Below are 12,221 nucleotides of genomic sequence, written 5' to 3'. Positions count from 1 at the left end.
TCCCTTACTTACTGCCGGGTTCGCGGGCCACGGCGATCGCCTGGACCTCCAGGCGCCACGCGGGGTTGAGGAACCCGGAGACCTCCACGACGGTGCTGGTGGGCCGGTGGTCGCCGAAGAACCGGGCGCGGACCGCCGAGACCTCGGGGCCGTCGGCGACGTCGCGCAGGTAGGTCGTGATCGACACCACGTCGGACATCGCCAGGCCCTCGTCGGCCAGGCAGCCCTCCAGGTTGGCGAAGACCTGCTCGGCCTGGGCGACCAGGTCGTCGGCGGGCAGGGTGTCGCCGTTGCGGTCGACCGGCACCTGCCCGGAGACGAAGCACAGGCCGGCCGCTGTCATGGTCTGGACGTAGGCGCCGAGCGGCGTCGGGCCCTTTCGCTGGTTCATCCGTGCCTCTGGATCGGGTTGTCGGCGTGCTGGGACCATTCGGACCACGAGCCGTCGTAGAGGGCGAGGTCGCTGAAGCCGGCGTCGCGCAGGGCGATGAGCACGGCGGCCGCGGAGACGCCGCCGCCGCAGTAGAGGACCGCGGGGCGGTCCTTGTCCACGCCGGCGTCGGCGGCCAGCCGGGCGACGTCCTCGCCGCGCCTGAAGCGGCCGTCCTCCCCGATCAGGCTCGGGGAGGGGAGCCGGTTGGCGCCGGGGATCCGCCCCTCGGAGGCCGCGAAGGTCTCCTCCATCCGGCAGTCGACCAGCGTCACGTCGTCGCGGCCGAGCAGCGCGCGGACCTCGTCCATCTCCCGGCGCATCCCCTGCGGGGCGCCGGGGCGGTAGTCGCGCGGCTCCGGGCGGCCGTCGGCCTGGTCCGTGGAGACCTCGAGGCCGGCCGCCTGCCAGGCGGGGAAGCCGCCGTCGAGGATCGCGACCCGCTGGTGGCCGTGGCGCAGCAGCGCCCAGGCCAGCCGGGAGGCGGTGAACAGGGAGTTGTCGTCGTAGGCGACCACGAGGGTGTCGTTGCCGACGCCCAGGCGCGCCATGGCCTTGGCGAACTCCTCGGGCTCAGGAAGCATCCCCTCGACGCCGTCGACGGTGGTGCCCCAGTCCTCGATCCAGTCGGCGTGCACCGCGCCGGGGACGTGGCCGGCGGCCCACATGTCCCGGCCGCCGGGTCCGTCCGCGAGCGAGGCGCGGGTGTCGACGACCCGCACGTCCGGCCGGCCGAGCATCTCGGCCAGGGCCGCGGGCTCAAGGTAGATCTGGTTCATCCTCATGCTCCTAGGTAGATCGCTTGCACCCTCGACGAGCGGGCGAGGTCGGCGGCGGCGCCTTCCTCGACGATCCGCCCGGTTTCGAGGACGTAGGCGTGGTCTGCCAGTTCGAGCGCCAGGTTGGCGTTCTGCTCGGAGAGCAGGATCGTGTAGCCCTGCGCGCGCAGCGCGACCAGCGCCTCGTAGATGCGGTTGACCAGCACCGGGCTGAGCCCCATCGACGGCTCGTCGAGGACGAGCATCTCGGGCCGGGCCATCATCGCCCGCCCCATCGCGAGCATCTGCTGCTGGCCGCCGGAGAGCAGACCGGCCTTGCTGTCAGTGCGCTCCCTCAGCTCGGGGAAGAGGTCGAAGACCTCGCCGAGCTTCTCGGCGTCCCGCCAGCCGCCGGGACGCCGCACCGCGCCCATCCGGAGGTTCTCGAGCACCGTCAGGTCGGCGAAGACCCGGCGGCCCTCCGGCACGAGCGCGATGCCGTGCCGTGCGATGGCGTGGGTGGGCAGCCCGGCCAGGGACTCGCCCCGGAAGGTGACCTTCCTCGACCCGCTGGGCTGGAGCCCGAGTATGCCGCGGATGGTGGTCGTCTTGCCGGCGCCGTTGTTCCCGACCAGGCAGGTGACCTGGCCCGGCAGCGCACGGAAGCTGACGCCGTGGACGACCTCGACGCGGCCGTAGCGGACCGTGAGGCCCTCCACGACGAGGCCCTGGGTCTGGTCGTGCTCCCCGGCCCGCTCGTGGACGCCCGCCCGGGTGTTGGTGTCCATGCTGCTCATAGCGTGAGTTCCTCGCTCTTCGCGTGGCCGGGGCCCAGGTACGCCTCGATCACCCTCGGGTCCTTCTGGACCTCGGCCGGCGACCCCTCGGTCAGCACCCGTCCCTGGTCGAGGACGACGACGTGCTCGGAGATGCTCATCACCAGCTTCATGTTGTGCTCGATGAGCAGCACCCCGATGCCCTCCTGGGCCATCCCGGCGATGGTCTCGGCCAGCGGCATGGCACTGGCCGGGGGCAGCCCGGCGGCGGGCTCGTCGAGGACGACCACCTCCGGCTCCATCGCCAGCACGCGGACCATCTCGACGAGCTTCGCCTCGCCGAAGGGCAGGGACTCCACCAGGGAGTCGGCCCGGTGCTCCAGCCCGAACTTGCGCAGCAGAGCCCGTGCCGACTCCTCGGCCTCCCGCTCGTTGCGCCGGGTACGGGGTCCACGGATCAGGTCGCCCAGGTGGCTGCCCCTCTGCCGGGAGTACGCTCCCATCGCGACGTTGTGCAGCACCGTCATGCCGGTGAAGACCTCCAGGTTCTGGAAGGTCCGCCCCAGGCGGTGGCCCGCGCGGGCGACCGCCTTGCCGGCCGGCAGTTCGGCGCCGTTGACGAAGACCTGGCCGGCGTCCTGCGTGACGAAGCCGGAGATGACGTTGGCCAGCGTGCTCTTGCCGGCGCCGTTCGGCCCGATCACCGCGGTGATCGATCCCGCCGGCGCCCGCAGCGTCACGTCCTTCAGCACCTGCAGGCCGCCGTATGCCTTGGACACGCCGGTGACCCGCAGGCCCTGGCGCTCGCTCGTACTCATGCCCGCACCACCTCCTGGTCCGGCTTGGCCTGTTCGGCCGCCTCGCGCTTGGCCCGCTCGCGGCGGTCCTCGCGGCGGGCGGCCAGTTCGCCCGCGAGGCCACGGGGGAAGAGCTGGATGGCGATCAGGAAGATCACGCCCATGATCAGCGGCTCGTAGTCGGCGTAGTCGGCGGCGAACACCTCGATGCCCGTGAGCAGCAGCGCTCCGAGGATCGGGCCGATCATCCGTCCCGCCCCCGAGAGCACGAGGGCGACGACCAGGAGGACGGCCATCATGAAGTCGAAGGTCGAAGGGCTGATGAAACGGGAGTCGAAGGCCTCCAGCGCCCCCGCGACGCCGGCGTAGAAGCCGCTCATGCCGAACGCGAGCAGGCGCAGCTTGAACGGGCTGGCGCCGGCGGCCAGGGCCGCGGGCTCCGAGGCGCCGTAGGCCCGCAACGCCCGGCCGGTGCGCGACACCAGCAGGTTGTGGGCCACGATCGCGCCGATGATGGCGAGCAGCGCGACGAAGCCGTACTTCACGATCGGCTCGGTGAACTCGAAGCCGAACAGCGAGAACGGCGGGATGCCGACCAGGCCGTTGGGCCCGCCGGTGAGCTCGACCATCCGCCCGAAGAGGAGGAAGAGCACGAACCCGGCGCCCAGGGTCGCCATCTTGAAGTAGATCTCCTTCAGGCGCATCGACATCATGCCCACCAGCAGCGCCGCCAGGGTCACCACCACCGGCGCGATGACCAGCGCGAGGACGGGCGGCACGTCGAAGCGCACCGCCGCGATGCCGGCGGCGTAGGCGCCGAGGCCGAAGAATCCGGCCTGGGCCAGGGAGATCATCCCGGCCATGCCGTTGATGAAGTTCAGGCCGGTCAGCAGGATCACGTAGATCGCCATCCGGGTCCAGATGTGCAGCGCGTAGTCGGTCGCCATCAGCATCGGGAGCAGGAGCAGGAGGCCGATCGTGATCCACAGCTCCCAGGAGTTCGTCCTGCCCAGGGAGCGTGGCAAGGCGGTGAGGCGACTGCTCATGTGCGCACCGCCCGTGCCGTGCCGAACATGCCGGTGGGCTTGAAGGTCAGGATCGCGAGCAGCACCACGAAGGCGACCACGTCCGCGTACGCCGACGTCCCGTACCCCGCCACGACCGCCTCGGCGACGCCGAGCAGCAGGCCGCCCGCCAGCGCGCCCTGCGGGTTGCCGAGGCCGCCGAGCATCGCCGCGGCGAAGCCCTTGAGACCGAGCAGGGTGCCGGAGTCGAACGACATCACGGTCAGCGGGGCCAGGCCCGCGCCGGCCACGGCGCCGAGGGCCGCCGCGATGACGAACGCCCAGCGGGCGGTGGTGCGGTAGGAGACGCCGAACGTCTGCAGCGTCTCGGAGTCTCCCGCGGCGGCGCGCAGGGTGGTGCCGAGCTTGGTCCGCCGGAAGAACAGCGTCAGCGCGACCACGACCAGTACGGCGAGGACGAGGTTGAGAATCGTCTGCCGGCTGGTCGAGGCGCCCAGGATCCGCAGCGACTCCGAGCCGAGCACCGAGGGCAGCGCATAGGTGTCGCGGACCGAGATCAGCATCGCCGCGCCCTTGACGATCACCGCGATGGCGATCGTGGCGATCGTGATGGCGGCCGGCGTCCGGAGGCGGCCGAAGCCGAGCAGCCCCATCTCCGTCAGCAGCCCGAGCACGGTGGTCACCGCGATCGCGACCAGGATCGCGACGAAGATCGGGACGTCCCACGCCTCGTAGAGCATGGCGGCGCTGAGTCCGCCGACCATGACGTACTCACCCTGGACGAAGTTGATGGCTCCGGTGGCGTTGAAGATGACGCCGAAGCCCAGGGCGACGATCGCGTAGATCGCGCCCACGCTGAGCCCCGAGAGCAGGACCTGGATGAAAAGATCCATGGCTCACTCCGCCGGGACGAATCGCGAACCGTCCCACTGGACGACGGCGACGTCGTCGGCGGTCAGCCCGCTGTGGTCGTCCGGGGTGAACTTGAAGACGCCGGTAACACCCACGTGGGACCCGAGGCCCTCGATCGCCTTGGCGACCTTCTCGCCGTCGGGGTCGCCGCCGGTCGCGCGCAGCGCCTCGACCGCCACCATCATCGCGTCGTAGGCCTGGCCCGCGTAGACGTTCGGCTGCTCCCCGGCGTACTTCTCGGCGTAGCTGGTGGCGAAGTCCTCCATCGCCGCCTTCTGCTGGTCGCTGTCCTCGGTCTTGTCCCAGATCGGCAGCTTCGGCGAGACCAGGATCGTGCCCTCGGCCGCCGCGCCGGCCTGCTGCATGTAGCGGTCGTCGACGAAGCCGAAGCCGTGCATCACCATGACGTCACGGTCGGCGAGCACGCTGCGCACGTTCTTGAGGAACGTCACGCCGGAGGGCTGGATGGTCCAGGCCAGGTAGGCCTGCGGGTCGTTCCCGGCGAGCCGCTTGACCTGGGGGGTGAGGTCGTTGGCGGCCGGGTCGAAGGCCGCGGTGAACACCTTGATGCCGGCCTCGGGGGCGAGCCGCTCGAGCTCCTCCTGGGCCGACTGCCCGAAGCTGGAGGTGTCCGGCATGAACGCGACCCTGGTCACGTCCTTCGCCTTCCAGTACTCGATCAGCTTCTCGATCATCACCGTGTCGTTGAACGTGGTCTTGAAGGTCAGCCGGTGGTCCGCCGCCGGCTCGACGATCTGACGGGCGCCTTCGGTGGCGATGAAGGTGATGCCCTTGCCGCTGGTGATGGGGTCCATCGCCAGCGCGATGCCCGACGAGCCGCCGCCGCCGACGACGAGTTCCACGCCGTCGCTGTCGAGCATGCGGTTGGTCTGCTGCACGGCGGTGGAGGTGTCGCCGGCGGGGTCGTAGAAGACCCACTTGATCTTCTTGCCGTCGATGCCGCCCTGGCTGTTGACCTGCTCCACGGCCAGCTCGGCACCCTTGCGCATCTTGTCGCCCAGCTTCGCGCCAGCCCCCGAGACGGAGAACAGGGTCCCGATCGTGATAGTGTCGTCACCGCCGCCGGCCCCGGAGCTGCCCAGACCGCAGGCAGACGAGGCGAGGAGGGCCGAACCGGCCAGCAACGCGAGGATCTTCTTCCTCATCGGATCTCCTTGATCCGGGAGCCGCTCCACGGCTCCCGATGGGTGGCTAAAGGCGGATCACTCGGGGAGGGTCCCGATGCGACCCATGTCGAACGCCTCGCTCATGTGGAGCGGCAGCACGTTGTCGCCGCCGATCTCCTTGATGCGGACCATCTGGTCGTAGGCCTCGAACAGGTCGGTGTGTCCGCCGGGGGGGATCACCTTGAAGTGCTCCGACTCCTCTTCCGAGGGGTAGAAGTTCTCCTTGAGCACGCACATCCCGGCGATGACGTAGGTGCCTTCGGAGGTCTTGACGATCGCCGACTGGCCGCCTTGGGTGTGGCCAGGGGTGAGGATGAGGTCGAAGCCCTCGGCGATCTGGTGGTCGCCGTCGAGCTTGGTCAGGCCCATGTCCTCGATGCGCTGGTAGTGCTCGGCCGGGGCGAACGACGTCGCGAACATCTCGTGAGAAGGGGTGTTGTCCCACTCGGCGCGCTGGACGTAGATCTCGCTGTCGCGGAACGGCTCCATGGTCATGCAGTGGTCCCAGTCCAGGTGCGTCAGGACCGTGACGTCGATGTCGGAGGGCTTCATCCCGCGCTCGCGCAGGTGGGACTCGATCGGCTTGACGTCGACGACGTCGGCGAAGACCTGGCCGACGTGCACGAGCTCCCTGTCGACCGGGCGGATGTGCTGGTTGTAGTCGTCCGCGCTGCAGCCGACGTCGATGAGGGCGGCGAAACCGGGCTTGCGGATCAGCCAGGCGACGTAGGGGACGTCGATCGCGACACCCGCGTTGTGCATGTAGGTGAAGCGACTCTTCTCTCGGTGCGGACCGTAAGCCACGACCAGCGGCTCAATGGTGAACAACTCGATCCTCCTCAGGGGGCCGTGCAGGCATCTGCTCGGGTGAGACGACCGTCGTCCTGGAACTGAACACTCAACCAGCCCGTAGTGGAACTGAACGATCAAATAGCAGCGAAAAACGTTTGGGGGGCTCGCCTCCGCGTCTGTGCGCTGGACACTAGCCGAGAAATTCCGATTGCGGTAGTACTAACTGTATGCGCAAATAGTTTTCGCCCGAAACAAGCCCGGCGACGCTCGTGAGCCTTAGGCTGGGCGGCACAAGGTCCCCCGTAACCGCCGAGGGCGCGACGGGCACCTCACGGGGAAGCACACGACCACGAGGACAGGGATGAAGACGACACGGCAGACGCCGGTGGCGGGGCCACCTGCGAAGCGTGCCCGGAAGGTCCGCGACGCCGAGCGGTCACGGATCGCGATCCTCGACGCCGCGGAGCAACTCTTCGCCGACTTAGGCTTCCAGGGCGCCTCGCTGGCGGCGATCGCCGAACGGGCCTATGTCTCGGTCGGGCTGCCGGGCTACTTCTTCGGCTCCAAGGAGGACCTCTACCACGAGGTGCTGCAGCGGGTCTTCGAGCGGCGCGACGCGGCGCTCGAGTTGGTGGCGACCGAAGCCGAGCAGCTCCTGGAGGCGTCGCCCGGCGACGGGGAGGCGGCGCTGCGCCGGCTGATCGGCGGCTATGTCGACTTCCTGCTCGACAACCCGACCTTCGTCTCTCTGCTCACGCGCGACGCGCTCGAACGCGTCGGCCGACGCGAGGGGCAGCCGCGGCACTCCCAGCGATTCGCCGACCGGATGATCAGGATCATGGCCCAGGCCGGCGTGGTGGAGGCGGACGAAGCCCCCGAGCAGCTCTTCCTGAGCCTGATCGGGATGTGCTACTTCCCTCTTGAGCACGACGCGACCATCGTGGCCGGGATGGGACAGCGGGCCTGGGCGCAGGCGTTCCAGGAGAAGCGGGTGGCCCACATCGTGCGGCTGCTCCGCCCGTCCGCCTAGCTCTCTCCGGGGGGCCGGTCCCGGTACGCACCGGGCCGCCCTGTATACCTAACACCGACCGAACGATCACTCAGTCTCCATCGCAGACCGGGGAGGTAGCGGGATGAACGAGAGACGCTGGACGGCGCTCTACCCACAGGCGGTGACGGACGCCCGGCCCGTCAGCCACACCTCGCTCGCCGAGGCGTGGCGCGAGCGGGTGCGACGGGAGCCGGACGCCCGCGCGCTCGCGTACTTCGACGGCGCCATGACCGTCCGGGAGGCCGACGAGGCCAGTGACGCCCTCGCGGCCGCGTACCGCTCCCTCGGCACCCGGCACGGCGACCGGGTGGGGATCTACTTGCAGAACATCCCGCAGTTCGCCCTCTCGTTCCTCGCCCTGTGGAAGCTCGGGGCGACGGCGCTGGTGCTCAACCCGATGTACCGCGGCCAGGAGCTGCGGCGCCTGATCGACGACTCCGGCGCGGTCGGGATCGTCTGCGCCGACGCCGACGTGCCGCAGGTCTCCGAGACCCTGTCCGGCAGCTCGGTGCGCTGGACGGTGAGCACCTCTCCGCTCGCCTTCCAGACCCGCGACGACCCCCGGGTGTTCGGTGAAACCGAACGGAAGGCGCCCGCCTCGCACGGTGACCTGGAGGAGCTGATCGAGCGGTTCCGGGGCGACGTCGTGGAGTCGCCGGAGCTGACACCGGACGACGTCGCGCTTCTGACGTACACCTCCGGCACGACCGGGCCGCCCAAGGGCGCGATGAACACGCACGGCAACGTGCTCTCCGTCGCCGCCGGCTTCGCCACGTGGGTCGGCCTCCGGCCCGGCGACGCGGTGTACGCGATGGCGCCGCTGTTCCACATCACCGGCTCGGTCATCAACGCGGTCATCGCGATGATGCACGACGCCGTGCTCGTCCTGACCGGCCGGTTCCGTCCCGAGGTGGCGATCGACGCCTTCGTCGAGCACCAGGTGACCTTCACCATCGGGTCGATCACCGCGTTCAACGCGATCTACCAACTGCCGCACGCCTCGCGGGAGCATTTCGCGTCGATGAAGTCGGTCTACAGCGGCGGCGCCCCTATCCCGCCGTCGACCATCGAGCGGTTCCGGGAGCGGTTCGGCGTCTACATCCACAACGTCTACGGGATGACCGAGACGTCCTCGGGGGTGATCGCCGTGCCGCTGGGCGTGGAGGCGCCGGTGGACGAGGCGAGCGGGACGCTCTCCATCGGCGTGCCGCTGCCCGGCCTGGACGCGCGGGTCGTGAACGCCGCCGACGAGCCGGTCGGACCGGGCGAGCAGGGCGAGCTGGCGCTGCGCGGGCCGCAGGTGGTGCCCGGCTACTGGCGCAAGCCCGAGGCGACCGCCTCGACGATGCCCGGCGGATGGCTGCACACCGGCGACGGGGCGATCATGGACGCGGCGGGCTGGGTCTACCTGGTCGACCGGCTCAAGGACCAGATCAACACCTCCGGCTACAAGGTCTGGCCGCGCGAGGTCGAGGACGCGCTCTACGCCCACCCGGCGGTGCACGAGGTAGCGGTCGTCGGACGGCCGGATGACTATCGAGGGGAGACCGTCGTGGCATACGTGTCACTCAAGGCCGGCGAGTCGGCCGAGGAGAAGGAGCTGATCGCTTTCACCCGGGGGCGGCTGGCGGCCTACAAGTGCCCGCGCGAGATCCACCTCGTACCCGACCTGCCCAAGACGCAGACGGGGAAGATCCGGCGCAACGTCCTGCGGGACGGCGACGGGCCGGGGGCCGGCCAGTGACCGGGTCTCCGCGCCTGGCGGGGCGCGTCGCGATCGTGACCGGGGCCAGCCGGGGGATCGGCCTGGCCATCGCCGAACGGCTCGTCGCCGAGGGCGCCCGGGTGTGCGTCACGGCCCGGAAGCCGGAGCCGCTGGAGGAGGCGGCGGCGTCCTTCCCGGAAGGCTCGGTGCTGCCCGTGGCCGGCCGGGCCGACGACCCGGAGCACCGGTCCGAGGTGTTCTCGCGCGTGCTGGCCGCGTGGGGCCGGCTCGACGTCCTGGTCAACAACGCGGGCATCAACCCGGCGTACGGTCCGCTCACGGACCTCGACCTGGACGTCGCCCGCAAGATCATGGAGGTCAACGTCCTCGGCACCCTCGCCTGGACCCAGGAGGCCGTCCCCCACGGCGTGGGCTGCGTGGTCAACGTGACCTCGGTGACCGGGGACGTGCCGTCGGAGGGGATCGGGATGTACGGCATCTCCAAGGCCGCCGTCTCCCACCTCACCCGGACCCTCGCCGCCGAGCTCGGGCCGGACGTACGCGTCAACGCCGTCTCGCCGGCGGTGATCAAGACACGGTTCTCCCGTGCGCTGTACGAAGGCAAGGAGGCGGAGACCGTCGCGCGGTACCCGATGAAGCGGCTCGGCGCCCCTGAGGACGTCGCCGGCGCCGTCGCGTACCTGGTGTCCGACGACGCCGCCTGGGTGACCGGCCAGATCCTCACCCTCGACGGCGGTCTGCTGGTCGCCGGAGGGACCGCCTGAGCGGCGCGGCGGGGTCAGCCGGCCCGCAGCAGCGCGACCGCGTAGTCGGCGTACCGCCGGGCCACCTGCTCCGCCGACAGCGGGCCGTCGGGGCGGAACCACGACGGCAGCGAGGTGCACATGGTCGCGACGGCGCGGGTCGCGGTCCGCACGTCCGCCGGTGCCCCGCCGTCCACGGCTACCGCCCTCCGCGCCTGCTCGTCGAGGAGGTGCTGCACCTCGTCGCGGAGCGCGGTGATCCGGGCGCGCTCCGCCGGGGCGAGGCTGCGCATCTCGCTCGCGCCGAGAAAGGCCAGGTCGGCGCGGAGCGCGTGGAACAGCGCCAGCGCCTCGACCATCCGCGCGAACCGCCCGAGCTCGCCCCCTTCCCCGTCGGCCGTCTCGTCGCGCGCGGCGATCAGCCGCCACCGGATGTCGGCCATGGTCAGGTCGAGCAGTCGCACCAGCATGTCCTGCTTGCTCGTGTAGTGGTGGTAGACGCCGGCCACGCTCAGCCCGGCCTCGGCGGCCACCTCGCGCATCGTGGCCGCGTGGTATCCACGGGCGACGAAGACCCGCAGCGCCGCGGCCAGCGCCGGGTCGAGCCCCAACGCCCCGAAGGCCCGCCAGTCGTCTCCCCCGGGGCCGGCCGCGGCGGGCTCCGGCACCCGCACCGGGTCACCGCCCAGCAGCCTCGCCGCCGGAACGTCCAGGACCTGGGCCACCTCGCCCAGCCGGTCGACCGTCAGCGGGGTGCGCCCGGTCTCGAGAGCGCTCATCGTCGCCGGGCTGACGCCGACGCGCGCCGCCAGCGCACGCAGGCTCAGCCCACGCGCGAGGCGCGCGGCCCGGATGGCGGCGCCTGGTGTGTGTTCAGCCATACCGAACACACTACTCCACCACGCCCGCCGATTGCGCTGGTTAAGGGTGTTCGCTTACTGAGGGACCCCGCCTTTGGCGACTGAACGCACGTTCGGTACCATGCGCTCATGAGCAGCATCGACCCCGCCGCCCTGACCGGTCTCGACCGGCTCGCGCCGGCCCTGGCCGAGGCCACCGAGGACGACCGCTGGCGCTCCTGCACCGCAGAGCTGATCATCGGCGGGAAGAGCAATCTGACCTTCACCCTGCGCAGCGACGCCGGCGAGCTCGTCCTGCGCCGGCCGCCGACAGGACACCTGCTGCCGAGCGCCCACGACATGGCCCGGGAGGCCAGGGTCCAGCGCGGGCTCGCCGAGACGGACGTGCCGGTGCCCCGCATCGTGCTGGTCGACGAGGGCGACCTGATCGGCGTCCAGTTCTACGTGATGGAGAAGGTCCCCGGACACGTCGTCCGCGACCGGACGCCCGACGGCTGGGCGGAGACGCCCGAGGAGCGGCGGGCGATGTCGTTCGCCCTCGCCGACACGCTGGCCGCCCTGCACGCCGTCGACTACGACGCGGTCGGCCTCGGCGACTACGGCCGCCCCGAGGGTTTCATGGCGCGTCAGGTCCGCCGCTGGTCCGGCCAGTGGGACAAGAGCCACACCCACGAGGTCCCCGAGATGGAAGAGCTGGCCCGGCGCCTGGCCGCCGACGTGCCGCAGCAGCAGCGCGCCACGATCGTCCACGGCGACTTCCGCACCGACAACGTCGTGTACGACGCCGGCGACCCGGCGCGGATCAACGCCGTCCTCGACTGGGAGCTCTCGACGCTCGGCGACCCCATGAGCGACGTCGCCCTGCTGATGCTCTACTGGCGTGAAGCCGGCGACGACGGCCTCAGCCTGGTCCCGGGCGTCTCGCACCTGCCGGGCTTCCCCACCCGCGCCGAGATGCTCGACCGCTACGCCACCGCGGCGGGCGTCGACCTCGCCGACCTGACGTGGTACCAGGCGTTCGCCCACTTCAAGTTCGCCGTCATCGTCCAGGGCGTCGCCGCGCGCTCCAAGGCCGGCGCGATGGGCGGCCAGGACTTCGGCGACCTCGACGACCTCGTCCTCCGGCTGGGCGCCGAAGGGCTCGACCACCTGAAGGAGCACTGA

Annotated in this window: 13 protein-coding genes; 4 read left to right on the top strand and 9 right to left on the bottom strand. The window is 70.8% G+C overall.

Annotated features, from left to right (window positions below):
- Nucleotides 1–4: 4 nt before the first annotated feature.
- From ACIBF7_RS06200 to ACIBF7_RS06165, 8 genes are read right to left on the bottom strand one after another with little or no spacing between them, the layout of a single operon-like run.
- Nucleotides 5–391 carry a RidA family protein gene (locus tag ACIBF7_RS06200; protein WP_397196565.1) on the bottom strand — a complete coding sequence of 129 codons (387 nt, stop codon included), beginning with the start codon at nucleotides 389–391 and terminating at the stop codon, nucleotides 5–7.
- The gene (locus ACIBF7_RS06195; protein WP_397196564.1) at nucleotides 388–1,209 is read right to left on the bottom strand and encodes a sulfurtransferase; all 822 of its coding nucleotides are present in this window, start codon (nucleotides 1,207–1,209) and stop codon (nucleotides 388–390) included. Before ACIBF7_RS06195 ends, ACIBF7_RS06200 begins: the two co-directional genes overlap by 4 nt.
- A 2-nt stretch (nucleotides 1,210–1,211) precedes the next feature.
- Nucleotides 1,212–1,985, bottom strand: coding sequence for an ABC transporter ATP-binding protein (locus ACIBF7_RS06190; RefSeq protein WP_271276648.1), 774 nt, complete (start codon nucleotides 1,983–1,985; stop codon nucleotides 1,212–1,214).
- A complete protein-coding gene (locus tag ACIBF7_RS06185) occupies nucleotides 1,982–2,782 on the bottom strand; it encodes an ABC transporter ATP-binding protein (RefSeq protein WP_397196563.1) in 801 nt (266 codons plus the stop codon). The genes ACIBF7_RS06190 and ACIBF7_RS06185 overlap by 4 nt, the downstream gene beginning before the upstream one ends.
- Nucleotides 2,779–3,807, bottom strand: a complete 1,029-nt coding sequence (locus tag ACIBF7_RS06180; RefSeq protein WP_397196562.1) for a branched-chain amino acid ABC transporter permease — start codon at nucleotides 3,805–3,807, stop codon at nucleotides 2,779–2,781. Before ACIBF7_RS06180 ends, ACIBF7_RS06185 begins: the two co-directional genes overlap by 4 nt.
- A complete protein-coding gene (locus ACIBF7_RS06175) occupies nucleotides 3,804–4,679 on the bottom strand; it encodes a branched-chain amino acid ABC transporter permease (protein ID WP_148036164.1) in 876 nt (291 codons plus the stop codon). The genes ACIBF7_RS06180 and ACIBF7_RS06175 overlap by 4 nt, the downstream gene beginning before the upstream one ends.
- A gap of 3 nt (nucleotides 4,680–4,682) precedes the next feature.
- The gene (locus ACIBF7_RS06170) at nucleotides 4,683–5,864 is read right to left on the bottom strand and encodes an ABC transporter substrate-binding protein (protein ID WP_148036163.1); all 1,182 of its coding nucleotides are present in this window, start codon (nucleotides 5,862–5,864) and stop codon (nucleotides 4,683–4,685) included.
- A 57-nt stretch (nucleotides 5,865–5,921) separates the two neighbouring features.
- On the bottom strand, nucleotides 5,922–6,713 hold the full coding sequence (locus ACIBF7_RS06165; protein WP_397196561.1) for an MBL fold metallo-hydrolase: 792 nt from the start codon (nucleotides 6,711–6,713) through the stop codon (nucleotides 5,922–5,924).
- A 325-nt stretch (nucleotides 6,714–7,038) separates the two neighbouring features.
- Here ACIBF7_RS06165 and ACIBF7_RS06160 point away from each other — a divergent pair, with 325 nt between their 5' ends.
- The 3 genes from ACIBF7_RS06160 (at nucleotide 7,039) to ACIBF7_RS06150 (ending at nucleotide 10,218) form a co-directional block, all read left to right on the top strand.
- Complete coding sequence (locus ACIBF7_RS06160) at nucleotides 7,039–7,707, top strand: TetR/AcrR family transcriptional regulator (protein WP_148036161.1); 669 nt, start codon at nucleotides 7,039–7,041, stop codon at nucleotides 7,705–7,707.
- Between the two features lie 103 nt (nucleotides 7,708–7,810).
- Nucleotides 7,811–9,472 (top strand): class I adenylate-forming enzyme family protein, encoded by a 1,662-nt coding sequence (locus tag ACIBF7_RS06155; protein WP_397196560.1) that lies wholly within the window; start codon nucleotides 7,811–7,813, stop codon nucleotides 9,470–9,472.
- Nucleotides 9,469–10,218 carry an SDR family oxidoreductase gene (locus tag ACIBF7_RS06150; RefSeq protein ID WP_397196559.1) on the top strand — a complete coding sequence of 250 codons (750 nt, stop codon included), beginning with the start codon at nucleotides 9,469–9,471 and terminating at the stop codon, nucleotides 10,216–10,218. Before ACIBF7_RS06155 ends, ACIBF7_RS06150 begins: the two co-directional genes overlap by 4 nt.
- A gap of 14 nt (nucleotides 10,219–10,232) precedes the next feature.
- Here the strand turns inward: ACIBF7_RS06150 and ACIBF7_RS06145 are convergent, their stop codons facing one another.
- Nucleotides 10,233–11,078, bottom strand: a complete 846-nt coding sequence (locus ACIBF7_RS06145) for a TetR family transcriptional regulator (RefSeq protein ID WP_364231898.1) — start codon at nucleotides 11,076–11,078, stop codon at nucleotides 10,233–10,235.
- Between the two features lie 108 nt (nucleotides 11,079–11,186).
- On the opposite strand from ACIBF7_RS06145, the gene ACIBF7_RS06140 reads away from it, so the two are divergent.
- Nucleotides 11,187–12,221, top strand: a complete 1,035-nt coding sequence (locus tag ACIBF7_RS06140; RefSeq protein WP_271276641.1) for a phosphotransferase family protein — start codon at nucleotides 11,187–11,189, stop codon at nucleotides 12,219–12,221.

This window comes from Nonomuraea sp. NPDC050478 (genome assembly GCF_044458265.1).
Classification (GTDB): Bacteria; Actinomycetota; Actinomycetes; order Streptosporangiales; family Streptosporangiaceae; genus Nonomuraea; species Nonomuraea ferruginea.
The sequence above is the reverse complement of the archived record's forward strand: the minus strand, read 5'-3'. Positions and strand labels throughout refer to the sequence as shown.

Excerpts from the sequence above, each read along its gene's own strand:
- ACIBF7_RS06200 (WP_397196565.1), bottom strand. The coding sequence starts at position 391 with ATGAACCAGCGAAAGGGCCCGACGCCGCTCGGCGCCTACGTCCAGACC.
- ACIBF7_RS06195 (WP_397196564.1), bottom strand. The coding sequence starts at position 1,209 with ATGAACCAGATCTACCTTGAGCCCGCGGCCCTGGCCGAGATGCTCGGC.
- ACIBF7_RS06190 (WP_271276648.1), bottom strand. The coding sequence starts at position 1,985 with ATGAGCAGCATGGACACCAACACCCGGGCGGGCGTCCACGAGCGGGCC.
- ACIBF7_RS06185 (WP_397196563.1), bottom strand. The coding sequence starts at position 2,782 with ATGAGTACGAGCGAGCGCCAGGGCCTGCGGGTCACCGGCGTGTCCAAG.
- ACIBF7_RS06180 (WP_397196562.1), bottom strand. The coding sequence starts at position 3,807 with ATGAGCAGTCGCCTCACCGCCTTGCCACGCTCCCTGGGCAGGACGAAC.
- ACIBF7_RS06175 (WP_148036164.1), bottom strand. The coding sequence starts at position 4,679 with ATGGATCTTTTCATCCAGGTCCTGCTCTCGGGGCTCAGCGTGGGCGCG.
- ACIBF7_RS06170 (WP_148036163.1), bottom strand. The coding sequence starts at position 5,864 with ATGAGGAAGAAGATCCTCGCGTTGCTGGCCGGTTCGGCCCTCCTCGCC.
- ACIBF7_RS06160 (WP_148036161.1), top strand. The coding sequence starts at position 7,039 with ATGAAGACGACACGGCAGACGCCGGTGGCGGGGCCACCTGCGAAGCGT.
- ACIBF7_RS06155 (WP_397196560.1), top strand. The coding sequence starts at position 7,811 with ATGAACGAGAGACGCTGGACGGCGCTCTACCCACAGGCGGTGACGGAC.
- ACIBF7_RS06145 (WP_364231898.1), bottom strand. The coding sequence starts at position 11,078 with ATGGCTGAACACACACCAGGCGCCGCCATCCGGGCCGCGCGCCTCGCG.
- ACIBF7_RS06140 (WP_271276641.1), top strand. The coding sequence starts at position 11,187 with ATGAGCAGCATCGACCCCGCCGCCCTGACCGGTCTCGACCGGCTCGCG.